This is a genomic window from Chitinophaga rhizosphaerae (assembly GCF_003958645.1).
In the GTDB taxonomy this organism is placed as follows: Bacteria; Bacteroidota; Bacteroidia; order Chitinophagales; family Chitinophagaceae; genus Chitinophaga; species Chitinophaga rhizosphaerae.
The window spans coordinates 1-20,488 of record NZ_RXLO01000016.1; the positions used below are offsets into that span (position 1 = coordinate 1).

Genomic DNA, 20,488 nt, shown 5'->3' on the forward strand with positions numbered 1-20,488 from the left:
ATTCGAGTATGCCGGCTGGCAAAAGAAGTTCGATGAGTTGTTTATAGTTCTGGTCCACGGAGATCATAGATATAGCATGCAAAACAAAGCATTTTTTACTCTTTCCCCCAACTTTTCAACTTGATCCCCAACCCCTAATCTATAGTTTGTCAAGTCTTTAGCATAGGTTCGAATCCATTTAAACCAATTCTTAGGTATCAGGGTTATATTATTGGCTTCTTAACTTAATCCTTCCAAAAAAAGATAAAATTCTATGACAAAGTACTTTGACGAAACGCCTTTTTCTTTTGATGATGAACCAATTTATAGGATGTCGCCTGAAGAACTCCGGGGATTTCCTGGTTGGGAGCATTATAATGATGAAGAAGCAAATGAAATTATTGATTCGCTAGAAAAGTTTGCTAATATTCTTCATGAAATTATTGTACAACGGAATGTTACTGAGTAATTTGAGTAAATGGTCATCGCAGCTCCTCCGCAGCTTGGACAAAGAGGCTCCATCAATCGAAGCTTTTGGGCACAGTGTTGACGCATTGATGATAATTTCCCAAGAGGTACCATTCAACTAATACTAATTGCTGTAAATTGGTAATTTGTATTTGCACTAACTGCTAATAATTCTCACGACACCCAAATCCTTCCTCATCGCTTCTTTTAAATCACGGAACACTTTAGGGCGGTCGGGATGAACAGTATCATTAACTGGATTTGTTTCAAAAAAGCGCATACAAAGAAAGATTACTTGCGCTGATCCTACGAGCTCTATTCTATTTATCCAATGAGCTAGGTAGGCACCCGTTTCAGGAGTTTGTTCGACATCGGACTTCTGTATTGCATCTAAAAATCCAATATAGCACTCTTTTTTTTCCTGAAAATTTCGCTTCCTAATTTCCGCCTGATGGGAAATCCAAGCCTGTATAAGTGCAGTTACAATAGCCCCAAGACCAAATGCAGATATAAATTGAATAAAGTCCATCGAATATTATTGAATTAAGACTGTTGTAACTAGAGTTGTAATTATAAATAAAGCACATATAATTCTAACGATTAGTAATTATAGGCGTAATGGATTAGCGGAACAGATCTATTTTTGATTTATGGAGTGGTTCTCCAGGAAAATGAGGTAGTTTATATCATCCATAACGCTTTTTGTTCAGGAGGAATGCATCAGGTCAAGTTGTTAAATGCTTTCCCATACGTCAGACAACGATATCTCAATGGGTTGCTGATCCCTATAATAAACATTCACAACTCCCAAATAAGAAGGGTTGGCAATTTTATTAATACCCTTTACTATATCCTCAAAAATCTCTTCGCGATAATCCAAATCTAATCCCCAAAATATTCTAGACGTTAAAAACATTGAAAATGGAAATGATATTCTCAATACGTTGCGATTATCCTTTGGTTTAGTTTGCTTTAAAAGTTCTTTAGCAGTATTAATTGGAGAAACCCATATGTGGCTTCTCCAAGTACGTTCATCAGGAAACTTCAACGGTAGTTCCTGACCATTCGTATTTGTGTATAGTAGTAGGTGCGAATAAGGGGCACCGCTCCAAATGCGATTTAATTGATCAATATTCATTGATTCAAAGCTATTGGAATTGAAATCACGTTTTGCTTCAAGACAAGCAACCCCTTTTAGGATCTCCCCGGATGAAAATTGTATGGTTATCAATAATGCGATGTCGCCAAGTCTATTTTCTTGCCTACCTCTATTTTTGAAAGATTGCCAGTTTACAATTTTTGACCAGCCGTCAAATCGTATTATTTTATTGCTAAAGAGTTGCCGCAACTTTTGCATTAATTGATAGGAAATGTGATCTTCATCCCATTCATAGGGAAGAGAATTAGTACATATTTCATTGAAAATGCTTTCAAGATGCTCTACGGCTTGCCTCATTGGATTTGACACGAGGTGTTTGATATCGGTAAATATATGGTAAAGAAGCCTAGAAAAACAGTAAAAATTATATATATTGATAATGTGTGTCGATCACTAGTTTACTAAATTGTGTTATGTGTCTGGATGATCTTACTATTTACCCGAATTGAGTTAGATAGACATCAATCTGGCGCAAATCTTCCAGAATTCGGTTAGAAATTTGTCCAGTCATCCCGACACATCAAAAGCCCACGCAGTCGCGTGGGCTTTTGTATTTTAACCCGGCCGGAAAAACTTCAGCCCCGCGAAATACGGATCCTGGAAAACGCAGCTCAGCAGATCATCAACAACCTTTTCCGCCCGGATTTTTCTTCCGGCGCCCGGTGCAGACAGGGGAGGACACGGCTTTCTGGATGATCGACGGCCAATCGCCATAAGTTCCCGACGCCCAGGTTTACGGGGCGCGCACCCGGCAGAGGCTGATAGTGCAGGTCGAAGAAATTGTCGCTTAAAAATGTTTCGAAACCTGCTTCCGGCCCGTCATACAGCTTTTTAAGCGCATCCCGGACAGCAGGGATCAGCACTTTTTGCTCGCCTTGCGAATTGGGCAATATTTCACTGGGATCGCCATGGTAGGTACATAAAAAGGTGTCGGTGGGAATGGGGGAACGGTCTACATGAAACGAATAAACATCGGTGGGGAAAAACGTCAGGCCTTCGTCCCGGTCGTAGTGTAAGATCACATTCAGGACCGGCGACGCGCCATGTGCTTTCAATAATTGCCAGTCCTGCAACAGTATTTCCCGCGCAAGTTGCCCCTGTTCGCTCAATTGCAGTCCGCACAGTTCATCGTATCCGATCTCGGTGATATTTCCACGGGGCATAATCTTTTCCACGATCTCCGAAAAATCACCTGTCAGACCGCGTGACCAGCAAATGGCATTGACGGTTCCATCAAACGGCGCAGCAACCAGCTCCCGGAAATTCGTGACGTATCGAATTTGGTTATTTGTATGAGATAAATCTGTCATATTGGTCGGCGTAAACATTTGACAGCGAAGTACTGCTTTTTTGGTTAAAACGGGTACATCCAGATGACGGAACGTTGAAAAGATAAAGAAGGTATTCCGGCCAGGTTGCCGGATGCGCATGGAAAACTCGTCTGGAACCAGGGTTCCATCGCCATGAACGGCGAACTTATCTTCAGCGGTTTCCGCATTCTCAGTTTGTACGGCGAATAGGAGAGGCGGCCCTTACGATGCGATATCTTCCTGCGGCACAACACCCACCGCCGCTCCGGTGGTATCGAACTCCAGGTAAATGCTCACCCCCTCGTTCGGATAAGCCTCTATTTCCATCGTGCCGTTCAGCGCCTTGGCCCGCGAGGCAAGGCTTTGCAGGCCCATGCCCGCGCCGCCGGTTTCGTCTTTCAGGAAACCTTTGCCATCGTCTTCTACGGTGATGGACAGCAGGTTATCCTGGTGGTTCAGTTGAACGATGGCGTTGCCCGCTCCGGAATGTTTGATGATATTATTGAGCAGTTCCTGCACGATCCGGTATACCGACAGCTCGAACCCGCCGTCGAACCGCGTGGCCTGGCCCCAGGAATCATACTGGATCTTCAGCGTATGGCTGCTGATGTTCGCGCAATAGCGCCGCAGGGCTTCGTGGAGGCCGTACAGCATCAGGATTTCGGGCATGAGGTTGTGCGAGGTTTTACGGACTTCGACGGTAGCGTCGTCCAGCAATTTTACGGTTTGCAGGTAATCCTCCGTTCTTTCCACCTGCTGCTGCAGGTGCACCATGCTGCTGAGGTGCATTTTAGCCGCGGCCAGCATGCCCGCGATACCGTCGTGCAGGTCTTTGGCGATGCGGCTCCGTTCTTTCTCCTCGCCCTTCATCAGCGCCTGCAGCATTTCGATTTCCTGCTGCTTTGCCAGGGATTCCAGTTTGAGGGCGAAAGACTTTTTGCGGTTGCGGTTCCGGATAAACAATACGGTGGCGATCAACAGGGCAATCAACAACCCGACGAGCGCGTACAGCATATTACGGTTGCTTTTTTCCAGCGCCAGGTCTTTTTGCGCCAGTTGCAACTGTTTCTCGGAAAGTGCTTTTTCCTTTTGTGCCCATTGGAAACGGGATTCGATTTCGGTGATCGTCCGGGTATTCTGCCGGGCGTAAAAGGAATCCTTGAATGCGCTGTAACGCTGGTTGTACAAATAGGCCTCCCTGTAATTGCCCTTCAGGTATTCCAACTGCGACAGCCGGTCATATATACTGAATAGGTGGAAAAGGCTCGTATCCGCCTCTGCTTTCTGCTTCAGCGTGTTCAGCACCAGGCCCTGGTTCTTATAGTCCTTTTTCAGCAGGTATGCGTCCGCCAGCTCCAGCCCGGCCGCGATGTAATTGGCGGGATCGATTTCCGCCGAATACCGCATAGATATTTTCGCCGCTGCGATGGCGGAATCGGGCTGGTTGAGCTTGGCCCAGGCGGCAGCCAGGTGGGAATACGCCTTTATGATCAGGATGGGGTCTTCCTGCTGCGGCAAATACCGCATGGCTTTTTTCGCCGCTTCCAGCGCGCCGGGGTAATCCTTACATTGGTTGAGGACATAACTAAGCCCGGTATGCGCCGTAACGATATAATCGCTGTCATTGATGGCCGTGGCGAGTTCCACCGCTTTGCGGGAATAGGAAACGGCTTTGGTCAGCTCGCGCCTGTTGGCAAAACCCGTTCCCACGTTTTCATACAGCCGCGCCAGTTTGCCGGGCTCGGATTTGGTCCTTTCCAGCAATTCGACACCTTTCAGCAGGTAATGCAGGGCGCTGTCGCCCTGGCCCAGTATGTCGAAATTGTAGCCCATATTGATGTAGCAGAGGATGATCCCGCGCGTCCGGTTGATCCGTTCAAAGTGCGTGAGCGCCATCTGCGCATAGTCGATCCCTTCCCGGTTGCGGCCTTCATGGCCCGCGAGGTATCCCAGCCTGGCGTAGCTCGATCCCATCCCGTAATCGTACCCGATGCGGGAACTCCGTTCCAGCGTGATATGCAATATTTCCTTAGCCTTCGGATTATCGAAATTGATAAGGTCCACGGCATAACCCATGAGCGCATTGATCCCGGCCGTATCATTGGCCTGTGCGATCAATTGTGTAAGTTCCGGCTTTTGACCCTGCGCGAACAGGAAGGAAAGGCTCATAAAAAATAAAACGGGAAGCGCGATACATTTCTTTATCATATTGGGGTGGTCGATATAGATGGCTAAAATAAAAATTATTTCCTGCTGCTGCGGAATTTCTTACATGCCAAAGGTCTTTGCAGGACGAATCCCGCAAAGACCTTGCATCTTATAACCCATAATCGGTTTACAGTTTGATGAATTCCACCCGCCGGTTGCTGGCTTTTCCTTCTTTGGTATTGTTATCGGCCACGGGTTGCGATTCGCCGAGCCCGTCGGTTACCATGCGCGCAGCAGCAATGCCGTATTCGGTTTGCAACGCCGCCTGCACCGCTTTGGCGCGCCGTTTAGACAGGTCGGTGTTTTGCGCGGCATCGCCGTCGCTGTCGGTATGACCGGTGATCTTTACCCTGACGGTCGCATTTTCCTGCAAAACCGCGGCAATTCCCTTGAGCACGCCGGCGCTTTCGGGCCTGATCCTGTCGGAATTGACGTCGAACAGGATGCCAGTGGTAACGAGTTTCCCTTCCGTGATGAGCTTGCTCCGCATATCCGGCGTGCCTTCCGCTACCTTGATGTTGGAAATGAACATCCCCAGCTGGTCTTCCGTGTACAGCGATGATTCCAGGCTCAGTCCCACGCGGTTGAAGGTGGATTTGGGAGGAACGGCCTGGGGGATGTCGAACACTTTTTCGCCGTTAATCCAATACCGGATGCGTTCTTTCTGTACCCAAACCGAGATGTGCAGCGGTTTCCCGTCATTGTCCGACGAAATTTTCAGTTCTTTCGCCTGGTTCGAAAAATATTCCGCGCCTTTCGCATAGCTTTTCAGGGAAACGCTGAGGGGTTTTCCCGCGCCGGCAGCGGCGAGCACGAGCGCGACCTCATGTGCTGCGTCCTGGTTCACGACGTAGGAGCGGGGCGATCGCTCACCGGGTGCGAGGTCGAGCAGTTTCAATTCCAGTTCCGGGTACACATATCCGCCTTCATCGCCGAATTGCAATACCAGGTCGGCTTCCAGCGTGAAGTTTTCCGGAAGCCTGCCGGCAGCGGGCGATGTGAACCGGCTGGCGGGGAAGAGGCGCATCCAGTTGCCGGGGAGCTTGTCGATGGTCACGGTTTCGCCGCGGTTGTTGGTGGTCCATTTCAGGGGAAGCTCGCCGATGGCGTCTCCTGCGAAATCTTCCGTATAAACGATCCGTTCCCCGGGAATGAAATCGAATTTGCTGTAGCTTTTCAGGCCGGTATTCGGTTTGCCTGCGTCTTGCGCTACGGGTTGCGCGGCTTTTTCCTTTTCGGTTTTCTGTTTTTTGGCAGGCTGTTTCAACTGGCCGTCCACTTCTTCTTCGGCTTTGTCCATCGATTGATCGATAGCGCCGTCTACGCGGCGTTCGGCCCTGGCTTCGGCTTTCTGTTTGATTTTATCCAGGATGGCCGACTGGGAAAATACCGCCAGTGGCATATGCAGGAGTGCGATGAATACGGATTTTTTCATGTTGATGATGATTTATGCGGCAAAGTAACCGCATCCCGCTTCGCTGGAAATCAGCAGAAAGAGGGAGATATGGAACTGCGTGATTTACGTAGACAGGTTGGCACGTGCCTTACCAGTGGCGCTGTACCTTGAACGTACCATTAATATTGCCGGTCTTGATCTGTTGGCCGTTCTCCCTGTCCAGCAGGCCCGCTTTGCCGATAAAAAATGTTCCGCTGATGTATTTCGTCCCGTTTTCCTCGGTTTCCGCTACATGCAGGAACCCGGCGCTGTCGAACGTTCGCAGGCCATCGTCGAAAATGGAGATCCACATCCGCCGGAAATCGGGTTCGTCATATTCGAAGTTCACGTCTGTCCGGTCTTCATCGTACATCGACCAGAAGTGCATGCCGTCCGATTTCATTTTATCGTTTTCCGGCCATTGGAAAACGATCTGCGGCATGTCTTCGGAAGAGCGGATGTTGCTCATGCTGAACCGGAAAAGTTCGTCCATTTTCACGGCCCGGCCGGGGTACGACTGCCACTCGCCGCCGTCGATGCTGATATGGATACCTTCGGTAACGATGTTGATGGTGCTGATCAGCAATGCCTGTTTCCCGAAGACGTTCAGTTCGACCGAGATGGTGGCGGTGGAATGGGCGGGGGCGGATGCAGGTGCGGTGTAGACGGCTTCCGAGCCTTTCGTTTCCAGTTTCCCGGGGCCGTGGAGCGTCCATTTCACGATGTATTGTTTCTCGATCAGCATGGGCTGGCCGGTGCCGGCGTTCGGGAGGGAGAGCGGTGCGAGCCAGTCGCCCACGTCGGGAAAAACATATCGCAAAGCCTTCAGGGTAACGGTTTTGCCAGCGCCGAGCGTTTTGGTCACGGGCGAGAGCTCCATCGATGCGATGAGCGCCCAGTCGCTGAAATGGTCGGTTTGAACGGAGATCGTTTTGGTGATGGTGTCTTTTGTTGTTTTGCCGGTACATACCCATTCGCCGCTGTCTTTCTGGAAGGCGATCTCCGGCGCGAGCGCGCTACCGAGATTGCCGTTGTATTTCCAGTATTTAAACCGGACGGTTACACTTTTTTTGAAGTTATGCCCGTGCGGTGTCAGGCGGTAGCTTTTCCCGACGGGACGGGTTGCCGTGTGGCGCAGCGGCTGGATGCCGATCTCGGTATCGTTTGTCAGTGCGCCGGGCGGGATTTCGATTTCGAGGAGGCCGTCGGCACTGGTGACCGTTCCGCCGGCGGAACCGATCATTTCCGTATAGTTCTCGCCGACAGGCGTGCCTTTCGGTTGTTGGGTGACGATGCCCTGTTGCTGCTGCAGTGGCGGATCATTGGGTTTTTTCGTGCAGGAAGCCCCGCCGGTAAAAAGGAATAGCAGCAGGTAGGGGAAAGCATTTGATTGGAACATAACTGGCTTTTTAACAGACGGCAAAACTATGGCCATCGGTTTTCGCCCAGCTACGCAAAAACACGGAGATTGAAATGTGAGTAAGTTCCGGTAGGAGGATTAGTGGAAGTCGGCGATCCGGATCAGTTTGTTGACGTCGTGCACGATGATCTTGCGGCCTTTCGTTTCGAGGATCCCTTCTTCCTTGAGCTCCGTCAGCATCCTGACCACGCTTTCGCGGGTGGCGCCGACGAGGCTGGCGAGATCGTCGCGGCTCAGGGTGATGGTGACGGGCATGCCGGGCGAGAAATCCACTTTGTATTTTTCGCGGAGCACGATCAGTTGGAGGGCGAGCCTTTGGCGCGCGGGTTTCTGGGCAAAGAGGCTCACTGCATTGGCCAGCACGCCGAATTCGTGGCTGAGGGTTTTCAGGAGCCGCCGGCTCAGTACGGGCGAGCGGTCGAGGATGTCGAGGAAATCTTCTTTGGGGATGAAGGCGACCCTGCTTTTTTCCAATGCAGCGGCGGAATCGGGGTACCGCTCTTCCGACAGCACGGCATGATATCCCATCAGTTCGCCGGTATTGGCCACGTAGATGATCTGCTCCCTGCCGGCGGAATCCACCTTGAATTTCTTGATCTTCCCTTCCACGATAAAGAAAATCCCCTGCGGGAAGCCGCCTTCCCGGAAAATGACCTCTCCTTTGCCGTAGACCTGCTCCAGCCGGTGCGCCATGAGCCCTTTCAGGTCGCCCTCCGGCAACCCGGCCAGGATCGATTCCCGCCTGAAATTCCATTTGTCTATCGGAAAAATGCCTTTTATGCTCATCGTACGGCGAATGTATCGCTTTAACGGAAAGTGATAAAATGCAATTTTTGGATTGACCTGGCGCACTGGAACCTCCGGAAATCTGTCTTATTTTTGCAGTTTGTGAATATATCGCAGGTTTCATGATGCAGCAGGGTCAAAATAATTTACCCGGGGATCTCAACGCCCCGGGAAACGAACTCAGGACGGACGCCGCGCGTTTCTTCCATTCAGACGCGCATTTCAACGAACTATACCCGCCCGAGATCGTCAGCCTTTCGCGCCGGCACTGGACGCCGCTGCCCATCGCCCGGAAAGTAGCCGCCTTCCTGGCCGTCGGTAACGCACAGGTACTGGATATCGGCTGCGGCGTCGGGAAGTTTTGCCTCGCCGCAGGGCAAATTGCCCCCAACGGAACGTTTTACGGCGTGGAACAGCGGAAACGGCTGCTGCACCACGCGGAGAAGGCCAAAAGGGCTTTGGGGCTGGGAAACGTGCATTTCATCAACGCCAACTTCACCCAGCTGAACTTCCGGGAATTCGATCATTTCTACTTTTACAACGCTTTTTACGAGAACCTCGACGGTACCGATAAAATCGACGACAGTATCGATTATTCCGCCGAACTGTTCCATTACTACAACCGGTTTTTACACCGCCAGCTCGATCAGAAGCCCGCCGGAACGCGGCTTGTGACGTTTCATAGCCTGGAAGACGAAGTGCCGCGCGATTTTCATGTGGTGGACAGTACGCACAGCAATCTCCTCAAATTCTGGATAAAATCCTGACAATCAACATTTCATGAATACAACTATTACCCGCGAACTGAATGAGCGTTGCAGCGGCCTTTGCGAACTGTGCAACAACGCGCCCGCCGCCAGCGCGTACGCCGTTAGCCCGAAAAACCATGATGCCATCGCTAATGAAGTGGCGCTCTGCGATACCTGTCTCGCTGCGCTCGACGATAAAGGCGCCGCAATGCATTGGCAATGCCTGGCCGGCAGCATCTGGAACGAAACGCCCAGCGTGCAGGCACTGACGTACCGTTTGCTTCACCAGTTCAGGGAAGAAGCCTGGGCGCAGGAGATCGCCGGGAGCGTGGAGCTCGACGAAGCTGTGGTACATTGGGCCATGACCGCTTTCGAGGTGAAAGCCGTGCACCAGGACAGTAACGGCACCCCGCTGGAAAACGGCGATACCGTTGTGCTGACGCAGGGCCTGAACGTGAAAGGCGCCAATTTCATGGCCCCGAAAGGAACGATCGTACGGAAAATCAGACTGGTAGCCGATAACGCAGAACAAATTGAAGGGAAGATCAACGAGCAGACGATCGTGATCCTCACGAAGTTCGTCCGCAAATCCTGACGGCCATGTTCATACCCAAGTTGCTAACCACACTGAAAAGTTATAACCGTCAGCAATTCGGAAAGGATGTGATGGCGGGCGTGATCGTAGGCATCGTAGCATTGCCGCTGGCGATCGCGTTCGCCATAGCTTCCGGTGTTTCGCCGGAAAAGGGTTTATACACCGCTATCATAGCCGGGTTTATTATTTCGGTAATGGGCGGCAGCAGGGTGCAGATCGGCGGGCCTACCGGCGCGTTCATCGTGATCGTGTACGGCATCGTGCAGGCGTATGGGGTGGACGGACTGCTGGTAGCCACGTTCCTGGCGGGGATTATGCTCATAGTTATGGGACTGGCGCGTTTGGGGGCGGTCATCAAATTCATTCCCTATCCACTGATCACGGGTTTTACCAGCGGCATAGCTCTCGTGATATTCGCTTCGCAGGTCAAAGATTTTTTGGGGTTGGACATGGGCGCCGTTCCGGCGGATTTCGTCGGCAAATGGGAAAGTTATTTCCAGCATATCCGTTCTGTTAATCTATACGCCCTCGCCATCGGGGTTTTTACCATATTGACGATCCGGCTGGCGCCGAAAATTACCAAAATCGTTCCCGGTTCGCTGATCGCGCTGCTGGTGGCCACTGTGGCAGTAAGCTGGCTGCAATTGCCCGTGGAAACCATTGGCAGCAGGTTCGGCGCCATCCCGGCCGCTTTTCCTTCCCTTTCAATTCCCCATATCGACTATTCCATCATCAAAAATATGATCCAGCCGGCATTTACCATTGCCCTGCTCGGCGGTATTGAATCATTGCTGTCTGCCGTGGTGGCCGACGGGATGATCGGCGGTAAGCATAAATCGAATATGGAACTGGTGGCGCAGGGCACGGCGAATGTATTTTCCTCTTTTTTTGGCGGGATTCCCGCCACAGGGGCCATCGCGCGGACGGCCACCAACGTGCGGAACGGCGGGAGAACGCCGGTAGCGGGGATCGTACATGCTTTTACTTTACTGGCGATCATGCTGTTCGCCGGAAAATGGGCCACGCTCATTCCTATGCCCGCGCTGGCGGGTATTTTGATCGTTGTTGCCTGGAACATGAGCGAATGGGAAAGTTTCGCATCGGTGATGAAAGGGCCGAAGAACGACCGGGTCATTTTGCTGGTCACTTTTTTGCTCACGGTGCTGGTAGATCTTACCGTTGCCATCGAGATCGGGATGGTGCTGGCGGCTTTCCTTTTTATGCGGCATATGATCAGCAGCAGTAAAGTCAGCCGCCAGGAAGAAGGCAGCGCCGATGCCCCGCCATTGCCGGCGGGAACGGAAGTTTTTGAAATCACGGGTCCCCTGTTTTTCGGTGCCGTACACAAATTCCGGGATGCCATGCAGTTCTCGCGCCAACGGCCACACGTGCTCATCGTCCGGATGCGGGAAGTGCCCATCATAGACGCTACCGGCATCAAGGCGATCCGGGAAATCCACCGCGAGCTGGCGCAACATCACACCAAACTGATCCTCTCCGAAATCGTAAGCGAACAGGTTTTGCAGGAATTGAAATCCGCCAGGCTGCTGTTTGCCATCGGCAAAGCGAATGTCACCGCCACATTCCCGGCCGCCGTTGAAAGGAGCCGCGCGCTCATGCAGGATGTGTCTCCGGCATCCCGGCAGGGATCCTCGCAGACAGGCCAAATCCCCCGCCAGTCTTAACATACGGTATATTTTACACTAACTGAATCTTTTGGTTATGTGCGGCAAATGATCTTATTTACGGTCTATAGCTCCATTCACAATGCCAACCAAACCTACGCACCGGCTCGAGCTGGATGATCTCGACCTGAATATCATTTCCGCGCTCTCTACGGATGCGGACACTTCTCACAAGGAACTCGCCAAGCGGTACAACGTATCGCCCGGCACGATCCACTTTCGCGTATTGCGGATGAAAGACCACGGTATCCTCGGCGAATCCAAAATGAAAGTGAACCTGCAAAGCATCGGCCTGAAAGTCACCGCTTTCGTGGGTATTTACCTGCAGAACGGGTCCAAACATGATTTTGTAGTGGCCAAGCTGCAACGGATACGCGAAGTGGTGCGGGTACATACCCTCACCGGACAGTTCAGCCTGCTGGCGGAAGTGGTATGTACGGACAGGGAACACCTGCGGTCGGTACTGTACGACCAAATGATGCAGATCTCGGGCGTAGACCGGACGGAATCGATGATCTCATTGCAGGAGGAGTTCACCAAAGATATTCACGTGCCGTATTTTGCATGAAATCATTTACCGGTAAATAAAAACAGGAAGCACGTTCGCATGCTTCCTGTTTTTTTATGCATATCACAGTAGGTGTCAATCCACAATGGTAGACGAAGATGTGATCTTCATATCCGCATATTGCCAGGCTTCGTCGAACGCAGCTTTGGCTTTTTGTGCTTCGGTGGTTTTGTTTTGCTTTGCCAGCGCATCCTGCAGCCCGATGAGCGCCCAGCCGTTTTTCCGCCAGGTTTTCAGATCGTCGAGGTACACGCGTTCCGCTTCCTTGAATTTCCCCGCTTTGAGCAGTACGGCTCCGAGGTGGTGGCGGACGGAGAAAAACCAGTCTGGCGGCTCGTTATAGTTGAGACGGTCTTCCATAGCGATGGCTTCCTGCAGGAGCGTGGCCGCTTGGTCCGGTTTCCCCTGTTGAAGGGTCACGCCGGCCGAGAGCACCTTCGACGCGATTTGCGCGAGATCGGCTGTGGTATTGATGTTCCAGATTGTAATTTCTTTGAGGGTGGTATCGGCGGCGAGCAGTTGCAGGCTGTCCATTTCAACGCCGGCGCTTTTCAGGTCGTGTTTTCCGAGGTAAGCCATGCCTTTGGCATAATGCCAAACAGCGCGGGGATATACGAGATCGGCAGGAGGAGCGGGGAGCGCGAGGATGGTATCCCACATCGACAGTTTCACCGCCACGTACATGGGAATGGTGTAATAATGTTGCAGGGTGCCCCATCCCGGCATGCGCATGATGGCTTCCGAGGTGTGTGCGTGCAGTTTGCGCGCCGCATCCCAGGCCCATTTCGAATTGCCTTCCAGCGTGGCCGTGGCCGCGAGGAAATGGTAGTTGTGGGGATAATATGCCAGCGGATAGGCGCCCTGGGCATTGCAGGCCGTCGCATATGCACTGTCTGATTCCACGGCGTGGATGTTGGAGAGCGATCCCAAATGGTAATCGCCGGTGTTGATGTAGATGTGCGACGGCATATGCAGCAGGTGCCCCGCGCCCGGTACGAGCGTATCCAGCAAACCGGCGCTGGCCATGGCAACTTCTGGCCGGGCGGACGTTTCCACGGCATGGATGTAAAAGTGATGCGCGCCGGCATGTTGCGGATGCTGCCGGATAAGGCGTTCCAGCAATTGGACGATCGGCGGCGTCCACGCGCGGGGGACTTTCGTGATTTTATCGTACAGGTCCCAGGGATGGAGGTTCATCATGGATTCCGCGTACATCGTGCCCACGTCGGGGTTCGACGGGAATTGCGCATGGACCTTCTTCATGGCGGAAGAATAGGCGATGTCCAGCGGTTTGCGGTCTTCCGGCGGATCCTTCGCATAACGGGCGCTCAATGCTCCGATGAGCGCCTTTTCCACCGGCGAGCAATTCCCGGACAGCGATTGTGCTTTGGTAGCCGCTTCATACGCCCGCTGGAAGTTGTCTTCCTCCATACCGGCATTGTAATTCGGCCCCAATACATATGCGAACCCCCAATACGCCATGGCGCAGGTGGAATCCAGCCGGGCGGCTTGGTGGAAAGAGCGCGCGGCTTCGGCATGATTGAACCCGTATGCCAGCATGAGGCCCTGGTTGAAATAGCGTTGCGCTTCGGGGCTGGCGGTTGTTATTTTGAAATCGATCCCGCCGAGCCCTTCGAGCAGGGGCGCTTTTTTGCCGGAAGCATACCAGTCTTTATCATGCGTAGGCGGAACGGCGCATCCGATAGACAGTTCGGCCTTGCCGGCAGAATCCGTCTCCTTCGGTTTTTGAGAATTGTTGCAGGCGAAAAAAATACACGTCGAAAACAGTGCGAAGCAGATTTGTCTCATAAGAAAAACAGTTTGAGAACATGAAGGATGTTATTTGGAGTTGACATAAATGCGTCATTAGCATAAGTGCATGCCGTGCCGTTGGTTGATCCGATCACAATGCGCCCGGTGGGGTATCCGGACGGAAATCCAGGTTCGATGCACCTAATGTACGCATAATCTGCTTTTCTTGTGGAGGGCGGGATGTATTTTTCCCAAAGGGTTGGTAATGTATGGTTTAGTGAAGGATTATGGGCAGCCACGGGGTTTTTTGCGCAGATACAGTTTGCTTTTTTCGGCGAAGGCCTGGCCGGGCTGATTGGCGTGCCTGGCGTCGAGGGCGCGCAGTTCGCCTTCGATGCGCATGAGGGCGCTGAGCTGATCGTTCAGGCATCCGATCGGTTCCCGGCTGCGGGCGCTCGTGCTGTTTTCCGCTTTGCATATCTCGAGCTTGGCGGCGAGGATGTCTTCCTGCACCACCGCCAGCGGGTCCATCATACTGGCCAAGCTCCGCTGGGCGTTGCTGTTTTGCTGGTAAACGTTGCCTTCCCGCGCCTGGGCCAGCGCCGCTTCGCGCTTGTGCGCCTGTTCCTTTCTGAAATCGAACAGCAAAGCCCTTTCGCCTGTGCAGGGGCCGGCGCCGGTGTGGGCCGCCCGGTCGAGTTTTTCCTTTTCGATGTTGATATTCGCCTGCCGGCTGTATTCTTCTTCGCGGGGCACGAACGATTCCGTATGCAGACAGGCGTTGGCGGGCTCGGCCATTTTGCCGGGCATGGTGATCTTGAGGTCGAATTCCATGTTAAAGCACAGCGATGCCCCATGCGGTACGATGGGCCGCGGCGAAGTAGCCCCCGTCAGCACCGGCGCCTGCCGCACTGCGGTTCGCCATGCGGCGATGGTTGCGGAATCTCTCCGGTCGGCGGGCTGGCCGCACACTTCGGTGATGGCGGCAAGGAACAGCCAAAAGGTCCAGAAGATTGTTTTCACAGGTAGGGGTTTTACAATTTCACGAATTCCACACGGCGGTTACGGGCTTTCCCGTCTGCAGTAGTATTGCTGGCCACGGGCTGCGATTCACCTTTTCCATCAGTCTGTATCCGCGAGCCCGCCACCGCGAAATTCTCCGTGATATAGGTTTTCACGGCCGCGGCGCGGCGCTGCGACAGGCTGATGTTGCTGGCGTCGTCTCCATTGCTGTCGGTATGCCCGATGATCCTGATCCGCAATGCCGGCGTTTTCTGCAACGCATCGCCGAACTGGTCGATGATCGGGAAGGATTCGGGTTTGAGATGGTCGCTGTTGACGTCGAACAGGATATCGCTGGTAACGGCTTTGCCTTCGCTCATGAGCTGTTTCACCAGGAGGCTGCGGGCGTCGGTGTCTCCGGAAGCGATGCGGAGGTTACCGATGTACATGCCGGTTTCGGAAGCGGGAATGATGGCGTTGTTGTTCAGGAAGAAGGTGTTGCGCATCCCATCCGTCAAAGCCCGCGGCAGATCGATCACCTTGTTGCCGTCGAGGTACAGCCGGATGCGGGATTTGTTCACCGCAATGGCCACCGGCAGCACTTTATTGACGTAGGACGGGAGCGGGAAATTACTTTTGTTACCGATGATGTCGTTTCCCAGTCCATATTCCAGCGTTTTGCCATCTTCTTCCGTGTAGCGGTGCAGGTTGATGAAGAAACGGTCTTTATAGAACATGTCTTCTTTCAGGATATCTTTCACCTGGCTGAGGCCGAACTGGATGAAAGGCGTACTCCGGCCGCTTTCCGACCGCAGCAACAAATCGAATTCGATCGTACAGTTTTCGGGAAGCGGGCCTTTCACCACCGGCACCACGATGCAGTTGTGCACCACATCCAGCCAGCGGCTGTCTTGCCCCGAAAGGGTGACTACCTTGCCGCTGCCGTTGGTGTTCCACCGGGCCGGGAAATCCCCCAATCCATCTTTTTCGAAATGGTCTTCGAACAGCACCTTCGCCCCGGGCACGAAATCGCTGCCGCCGCTGGAAGTGACCGTTCCGGAAGCGGCGCCTTTCCCGGTGCCCGCGTTCCCCTGGCCGGGCGCTGGCGCCGGTTGGACCTTACGCTTGTCTTTCTTTTTGAAAATGCTGCCGATGGCGCGGCCGGCGTTGTCGAACGCGGAATCGAGCCCGCGGTCTATGGACGCGTCTACGCGGCTATTGGCTTTAGCTTTGGCCCGTTGTTCCACCCGTTTTTGGACGGGCGTCTGCGCCAGGGCGGCGATGGTGCAGATGCACAAAATGGGAAGGAATAGGATGCGTTTCATGGTCGTGGGTTTTAATCCAAACCTACTGGGAACGCGGTAGGAGAACAACTACATATACATGTCGCGGGAGGGGAGAAGGAGTCAGACGAGTTTGTCGCGGATGGCACGGGAAACCGCGCCTGCGGCGGAGTGTACGTGGAGTTTGTCGTAGATTTTCTTGATATGGAAACGGACGGTGTCGATGGTGACGCCCAGTTCCGCCGCCATCATTTTATAGCTGTAGCCTTTGACGAGGAGCTGGAGGATGGTGGTTTCCTTTCCGGTGAGGTTGCCGGTTTCCTGTTCGGGATTCGCGGCTTTCGGCACCATGGCCAGCACTTTCTTCGCCACCGACCCCGTCATGGGCGCGCCGCCGGCCAGCACGGTGCGCACGGCGGCGGGGAGCTCTTCGGTAACATGCTGTTTCAGTAAATACCCGGAAGCGCCTGCGCAAATGGCGTTGAAAATATTGTCGGTATCATCGAAAATCGTGAGCATGATAACGGGCAACTGCGGGCTCACCTGCCTGATCCGCTTAACGGCCGCCACACCGTCTACCACGGGCATGTCGATGTCCATCAACACTACATCGGGCCGCATTTGCTCCAGGTCTGTTTCCACCGTTTCCGCGTTGGGCATGGCAGCCGCCATTTCGAGATCGTCTTCCGACTCGATCAGTGCGCCGATGCTGGTGCGGAGCGCCTCGTTGTCATCATAAACCAAAACCTTAATTGCCATGTGCTAAAAGTAATCATACCGTTTTATCCGGCCACTACATGATCATGTAATGGGTATTTTGAGCAGGATGGTTGTGCCGCTGCCCGGTGCAGACGTGATCCCGAGCGTGCCGTGCAGCGCCCTGGCGCGCGAACGCATGTTCTGGAGGCCGCTGGTGGATTTGTGGGCCACCGTGTCGAACCCCGCGCCATTGTCGGCGATCCGGAGCACGAGGCATCGCCCCTCCGTCCGGATATCCACCGTCACCGCCGAAGCGCCCGCATATTTGGCGATGTTGTTCACCGCTTCCTTGTATATAAGGAAGAAATCACGGCGCTGCTGCATGTCGAGCCCCGTTCCCAGCAGCTGTTCATTGATATGGATATCCGTCCGCACCTGCTTGCATTCCAGCGTTTGCGCCGCGTATTCCCGCATGCGGGCCACCATGTTTTCCAGTTTGTCGTTTTCGGGCTTGATGGCCCATACGATGTCGCTGATGCCCTGCTGCGCGGCGTTGGACTGCTCGGAAATGGAATGGATATAGGTCAGGGTCTTTCCTTTGTCTTTTTCGATGCTTTTACCGGATACTTCAGACAGGATGCGGATGCTGGTCAACGTAGACCCGATCTCGTCGTGCAAATCCTGCGCGATGTTGTTGCGCACGGCCAGCAGGGTTTCCTGTTCCCGGAGCTTTCTTTTCAGCTGGTACCGGTTAAAGGAAAAATATCCGATGATGCACAACAGCAAGAGCCCCGCGAACAGAAAGTTGCGCATGGTACGGGAGTTTTTCAGCAGCCGTTCCTGCAATTGCTGCTCTTTTTCCGACAGTTCCAACTGTTGACGGGTACTTTTCGCCAGCAGTTCCTGGCGCTCCAGTTGCTCGCGCTGCAGGGCTTTCTCGCGCGACAATAAATCGATTTCCTGTTGCTTTTTCTCGGCTTCGAGGCGGTTGCCGGCGAGGAGTGCCGCCTGTTTTTCCAGTTGCAATACCTTGATTTCCCGTTCGGCATGCAGCCGCGCAATGAGGTGGTCTTTCTTCTCGGTTTCGTATTTGGTTTCCAGCTCCGCGATGTCTGACGCCGTGCGGTCTTTAATGATGCTGTCGCGGTAAGCGATGTGCTGATGGTAGTTTTGATAGGCGCGTTCGTAATCCTGGCGGTCGCGGTAAAAAAGCGCGCGTTGATAATAGAGGTCGCGGAGGTTGTACTTATCGTTCCTTGCGGCCGCCAGCAACTGTGCTTTATGGAACCAGGCGGCTGTTTGCGCGGAGTCCGTTGTCATGGAGGCCATCCCTGCTGCGATGTAGCGCCTTGAGAGCATGATCGGGTCTTTAACGCTGCGTTCCAGCAGTTCGATCGCCTTCAGCTCGTGGCGGATGGCGGATTCGGGGTCTTTCCGTGCACTGGCCACCAGCGAGGCCGTTACATATGCATGCACGATACGGGCCGTATCGCCCGTTTGCAGGGCGTATTGGAGGCAACGCTGCTGATACCGGAGTGCTTCGTCGTTGTTTACGCCGAGGTAAAACTGGCTGAGGTTGCAACAACCCAAAGACAGCCGTGCGATGTCGCCCGTTTTTTCGCGGCAGGCGATCGATTTCAGGGCGTATTCGATCGTTTTGTCCCTTTGCTTCAATTCATAATACAAAGTAGCGAGGTTGTTGTAGGTGGCGGCTTTCTCGCCATCGAACCCTTCGCCGAGCGTTTCATAAATTCCCGCCGCGCGCAGGAGGCATTCCGCTTTATTCTTCATATCGCCTTTCATGCCCCAGGTATACCCGAAATCGTTATACGCCAGCGCGGCGTATCTGGACGGATGCGCCGCGAACCAGCCGACGCATTTCTCGAAAAAGGAGATCGCTTCATCGTACCGCCGGTCGTACATCCTGACCTGCGCCAGCTGCATTTGCGCGATCGCCAGGATCTGCTGCCGGCCGAGCTGCTGGCCGATGGCCAGTGTGCGCCGGGCCTCGGTTTCAGCTTTTGCCAGGTCCCCTTTGTCGATCAGCACGTCCGTCCGCTCGATAATGGCGTAGGCCATGCCCGCGCGGTAATGCTGACGGCGGCTGAACGCTTCGGCCAGGTTACAGTAATGCAGGGCGGAATCGTACCGGGAGTCGGTGAAAAAGTTTTCTGCGGTGGCGATCAGTTGCGCGTTGTGAAGGGAATCGCCGGGCAAGGATTGCGCCTTCGCCCGGGGCGTCGAAACCGCGAGTAAGAGCAAGATCAGTAAGGATCGCTGCCGGCGTTTCATCGGAAATGATTTGTTTTTGGGGATATATGCTACGTCAAGTTACCAAGAAATCGGCGAATGGGGAAAAATAAGGGTCAGGGCTTGATTGTCAGTGTCCTGAAGGATGTTGCATCGGCTTCCAGCACATCTTCCCCATCGTTCCCGGGCCGGAACCGCAGGCCGATCACCGCCGTGGCGCGGGGAGATACCTTGTTGTCCGAATGATGGATATGCAGCACGTAGTGCATGTTTCCCTTTTTATCGATCAGCACATCGCCATGACCCGTACCGTTTTGCTGTACCATTTGCCGGTTGATGATGGGGTTGCCTTCGTATTTTTTCCAGGGTCCCTTAGGCGAGGGGGCCGTTGCATAGCCCACGGCGTAATCCTTATTACGGAAATCGTTGGCGGAATAGATCAGGTAATACAGGTTTTTGTGCCGGATGACCGCAGGCCCCTCCGCCACCGGCCACTCCGCGCCCGCGGTGTTTTCCCATCCCGCGACAGCGGCTATGCATTCCTTTTCCGTGCCTGGAATTACGTCCGACAGATCGGGTTTCATTTCCGACACGAATATCCGGTTGCCTTGCCGGAGCTTTACATGATAGAGGTACACTTTCCCGCTTTCATCGACATACACGAACGGATCGATCTGCTTGCCCGAACCGCTGATCCGTAACGGTGCATCCTGCCGGAAAGGCCCTGCGGGATGCGGTGCCCGCGCAATAGCGATCTGCTCGTTCGCCGTGTAGGCCATAAAGAAACTGTCGCCCCGCTGGAACACCTGCGGCGCCCAGAACCCTGTATTCCCGAACGCTGCTCCGCGTTCCATCGCCAGATGTTTGGTGCTGTCTGCCGGTTGCGCCCATGTCTTCAAATCTTTCGACGTATAATATGGGAAACCCTCGCTGCTGCCGGTCCCGTATAAAAAATACGTTCCCCCGTGCACGAAAATCGTTGGGTCTGCCAGGAAAATCCTTCTGTCCTGGGATCGGGATGGAATGGCGGCCATGAGCAAAATGGCGACGGAGATGGTTTTCAGGGGTGACATGTCAGAAAAATAGCGAAAAGACAGGATGTTTCCTATCCATGGATATCGCGGATGCTGCAAAGATGGC

The 20,488-nt window shown here is 53.5% G+C and carries 18 protein-coding genes; 5 read left to right on the forward strand and 13 right to left on the reverse strand.

The features are described 5' to 3' along the window. Window positions 1–253 precede the first annotated feature (253 nt). Window positions 254–448, forward strand: a complete 195-nt coding sequence (locus EJ361_RS23880; RefSeq protein WP_126249098.1) for a hypothetical protein — start codon at window positions 254–256, stop codon at window positions 446–448. Window positions 449–604: 156 nt separating this feature from the next. Here the strand turns inward: EJ361_RS23880 and EJ361_RS23885 are convergent, their stop codons facing one another. The 7 genes from EJ361_RS23885 to EJ361_RS23915 all read right to left on the reverse strand — a co-directional run bounded on the left by EJ361_RS23885 (window position 605) and on the right by EJ361_RS23915 (window position 8,765). Continuing rightward, on the reverse strand, window positions 605–976 hold the full coding sequence (locus EJ361_RS23885) for a hypothetical protein (protein WP_126249099.1): 372 nt from the start codon (window positions 974–976) through the stop codon (window positions 605–607). 204 nt (window positions 977–1,180) lie between these two features. Continuing rightward, window positions 1,181–1,903: a hypothetical protein gene (locus EJ361_RS23890; RefSeq protein WP_126249100.1), complete on the reverse strand. Its 723-nt coding sequence runs from the start codon at window positions 1,901–1,903 to the stop codon at window positions 1,181–1,183. 314 nt (window positions 1,904–2,217) lie between these two features. Beyond that, on the reverse strand, window positions 2,218–3,036 hold the full coding sequence (locus EJ361_RS23895; RefSeq protein ID WP_240646723.1) for a hypothetical protein: 819 nt from the start codon (window positions 3,034–3,036) through the stop codon (window positions 2,218–2,220). Between the two features lie 102 nt (window positions 3,037–3,138). Beyond that, window positions 3,139–5,124 (reverse strand): tetratricopeptide repeat-containing sensor histidine kinase, encoded by a 1,986-nt coding sequence (locus EJ361_RS23900; RefSeq protein ID WP_126249101.1) that lies wholly within the window; start codon window positions 5,122–5,124, stop codon window positions 3,139–3,141. A gap of 127 nt (window positions 5,125–5,251) precedes the next feature. After that, window positions 5,252–6,559: an OmpA family protein gene (locus EJ361_RS23905; protein ID WP_126249102.1), complete on the reverse strand. Its 1,308-nt coding sequence runs from the start codon at window positions 6,557–6,559 to the stop codon at window positions 5,252–5,254. A gap of 109 nt (window positions 6,560–6,668) precedes the next feature. After that, entirely contained in the window at window positions 6,669–7,958 is a 1,290-nt protein-coding gene (locus EJ361_RS23910; protein ID WP_126249103.1) for a hypothetical protein, read from the reverse strand. Window positions 7,959–8,057: 99 nt separating this feature from the next. Beyond that, entirely contained in the window at window positions 8,058–8,765 is a 708-nt protein-coding gene (locus EJ361_RS23915; RefSeq protein ID WP_126249104.1) for a Crp/Fnr family transcriptional regulator, read from the reverse strand. 122 nt (window positions 8,766–8,887) lie between these two features. On the opposite strand from EJ361_RS23915, the gene EJ361_RS23920 reads away from it, so the two are divergent. From EJ361_RS23920 to EJ361_RS23935, 4 genes are all read left to right on the forward strand, one after another. After that, window positions 8,888–9,532, forward strand: a complete 645-nt coding sequence (locus tag EJ361_RS23920; protein WP_240646724.1) for a class I SAM-dependent methyltransferase — start codon at window positions 8,888–8,890, stop codon at window positions 9,530–9,532. 13 nt (window positions 9,533–9,545) lie between these two features. Further along, window positions 9,546–10,109 (forward strand): PhnA domain-containing protein, encoded by a 564-nt coding sequence (locus tag EJ361_RS23925; RefSeq protein ID WP_126249105.1) that lies wholly within the window; start codon window positions 9,546–9,548, stop codon window positions 10,107–10,109. Between the two features lie 5 nt (window positions 10,110–10,114). Beyond that, entirely contained in the window at window positions 10,115–11,794 is a 1,680-nt protein-coding gene (locus EJ361_RS23930) for a SulP family inorganic anion transporter (protein ID WP_126249106.1), read from the forward strand. Between the two features lie 82 nt (window positions 11,795–11,876). Further along, window positions 11,877–12,362 (forward strand): Lrp/AsnC ligand binding domain-containing protein, encoded by a 486-nt coding sequence (locus tag EJ361_RS23935; RefSeq protein WP_126249107.1) that lies wholly within the window; start codon window positions 11,877–11,879, stop codon window positions 12,360–12,362. 75 nt (window positions 12,363–12,437) lie between these two features. Here the strand turns inward: EJ361_RS23935 and EJ361_RS23940 are convergent, their stop codons facing one another. The 6 genes from EJ361_RS23940 to EJ361_RS23965 all read right to left on the reverse strand — a co-directional run bounded on the left by EJ361_RS23940 (window position 12,438) and on the right by EJ361_RS23965 (window position 20,421). Then, on the reverse strand, window positions 12,438–14,171 hold the full coding sequence (locus EJ361_RS23940; RefSeq protein ID WP_126249108.1) for a tetratricopeptide repeat protein: 1,734 nt from the start codon (window positions 14,169–14,171) through the stop codon (window positions 12,438–12,440). A gap of 228 nt (window positions 14,172–14,399) precedes the next feature. Next, window positions 14,400–15,137 carry a hypothetical protein gene (locus EJ361_RS23945; protein ID WP_126249109.1) on the reverse strand — a complete coding sequence of 246 codons (738 nt, stop codon included), beginning with the start codon at window positions 15,135–15,137 and terminating at the stop codon, window positions 14,400–14,402. 11 nt (window positions 15,138–15,148) lie between these two features. Further along, the gene (locus EJ361_RS23950) at window positions 15,149–16,441 is read right to left on the reverse strand and encodes an OmpA family protein (RefSeq protein ID WP_126249110.1); all 1,293 of its coding nucleotides are present in this window, start codon (window positions 16,439–16,441) and stop codon (window positions 15,149–15,151) included. Window positions 16,442–16,522: 81 nt separating this feature from the next. After that, on the reverse strand, window positions 16,523–17,158 hold the full coding sequence (locus EJ361_RS23955; RefSeq protein ID WP_126249111.1) for a response regulator transcription factor: 636 nt from the start codon (window positions 17,156–17,158) through the stop codon (window positions 16,523–16,525). A gap of 42 nt (window positions 17,159–17,200) precedes the next feature. Further along, window positions 17,201–19,390 (reverse strand): ATP-binding protein, encoded by a 2,190-nt coding sequence (locus tag EJ361_RS23960; protein ID WP_126249112.1) that lies wholly within the window; start codon window positions 19,388–19,390, stop codon window positions 17,201–17,203. Window positions 19,391–19,464: 74 nt separating this feature from the next. Beyond that, window positions 19,465–20,421, reverse strand: coding sequence for a glycoside hydrolase family 43 protein (locus tag EJ361_RS23965; RefSeq protein WP_126249113.1), 957 nt, complete (start codon window positions 20,419–20,421; stop codon window positions 19,465–19,467). Between the last annotated feature and the right edge of the window lie 67 nt (window positions 20,422–20,488).

Excerpts from the sequence above, each read along its gene's own strand:
- EJ361_RS23880 (WP_126249098.1), top strand. The coding sequence starts at position 254 with ATGACAAAGTACTTTGACGAAACGCCTTTTTCTTTTGATGATGAACCA.
- EJ361_RS23885 (WP_126249099.1), bottom strand. The coding sequence starts at position 976 with ATGGACTTTATTCAATTTATATCTGCATTTGGTCTTGGGGCTATTGTA.
- EJ361_RS23890 (WP_126249100.1), bottom strand. The coding sequence starts at position 1,903 with ATGAGGCAAGCCGTAGAGCATCTTGAAAGCATTTTCAATGAAATATGT.
- EJ361_RS23895 (WP_240646723.1), bottom strand. The coding sequence starts at position 3,036 with ATGCGCATCCGGCAACCTGGCCGGAATACCTTCTTTATCTTTTCAACG.
- EJ361_RS23900 (WP_126249101.1), bottom strand. The coding sequence starts at position 5,124 with ATGATAAAGAAATGTATCGCGCTTCCCGTTTTATTTTTTATGAGCCTT.
- EJ361_RS23905 (WP_126249102.1), bottom strand. The coding sequence starts at position 6,559 with ATGAAAAAATCCGTATTCATCGCACTCCTGCATATGCCACTGGCGGTA.
- EJ361_RS23910 (WP_126249103.1), bottom strand. The coding sequence starts at position 7,958 with ATGTTCCAATCAAATGCTTTCCCCTACCTGCTGCTATTCCTTTTTACC.
- EJ361_RS23915 (WP_126249104.1), bottom strand. The coding sequence starts at position 8,765 with ATGAGCATAAAAGGCATTTTTCCGATAGACAAATGGAATTTCAGGCGG.
- EJ361_RS23920 (WP_240646724.1), top strand. The coding sequence starts at position 8,888 with ATGATGCAGCAGGGTCAAAATAATTTACCCGGGGATCTCAACGCCCCG.
- EJ361_RS23925 (WP_126249105.1), top strand. The coding sequence starts at position 9,546 with ATGAATACAACTATTACCCGCGAACTGAATGAGCGTTGCAGCGGCCTT.
- EJ361_RS23930 (WP_126249106.1), top strand. The coding sequence starts at position 10,115 with ATGTTCATACCCAAGTTGCTAACCACACTGAAAAGTTATAACCGTCAG.
- EJ361_RS23935 (WP_126249107.1), top strand. The coding sequence starts at position 11,877 with ATGCCAACCAAACCTACGCACCGGCTCGAGCTGGATGATCTCGACCTG.
- EJ361_RS23940 (WP_126249108.1), bottom strand. The coding sequence starts at position 14,171 with ATGAGACAAATCTGCTTCGCACTGTTTTCGACGTGTATTTTTTTCGCC.
- EJ361_RS23950 (WP_126249110.1), bottom strand. The coding sequence starts at position 16,441 with ATGAAACGCATCCTATTCCTTCCCATTTTGTGCATCTGCACCATCGCC.
- EJ361_RS23955 (WP_126249111.1), bottom strand. The coding sequence starts at position 17,158 with ATGGCAATTAAGGTTTTGGTTTATGATGACAACGAGGCGCTCCGCACC.
- EJ361_RS23960 (WP_126249112.1), bottom strand. The coding sequence starts at position 19,390 with ATGAAACGCCGGCAGCGATCCTTACTGATCTTGCTCTTACTCGCGGTT.
- EJ361_RS23965 (WP_126249113.1), bottom strand. The coding sequence starts at position 20,421 with ATGTCACCCCTGAAAACCATCTCCGTCGCCATTTTGCTCATGGCCGCC.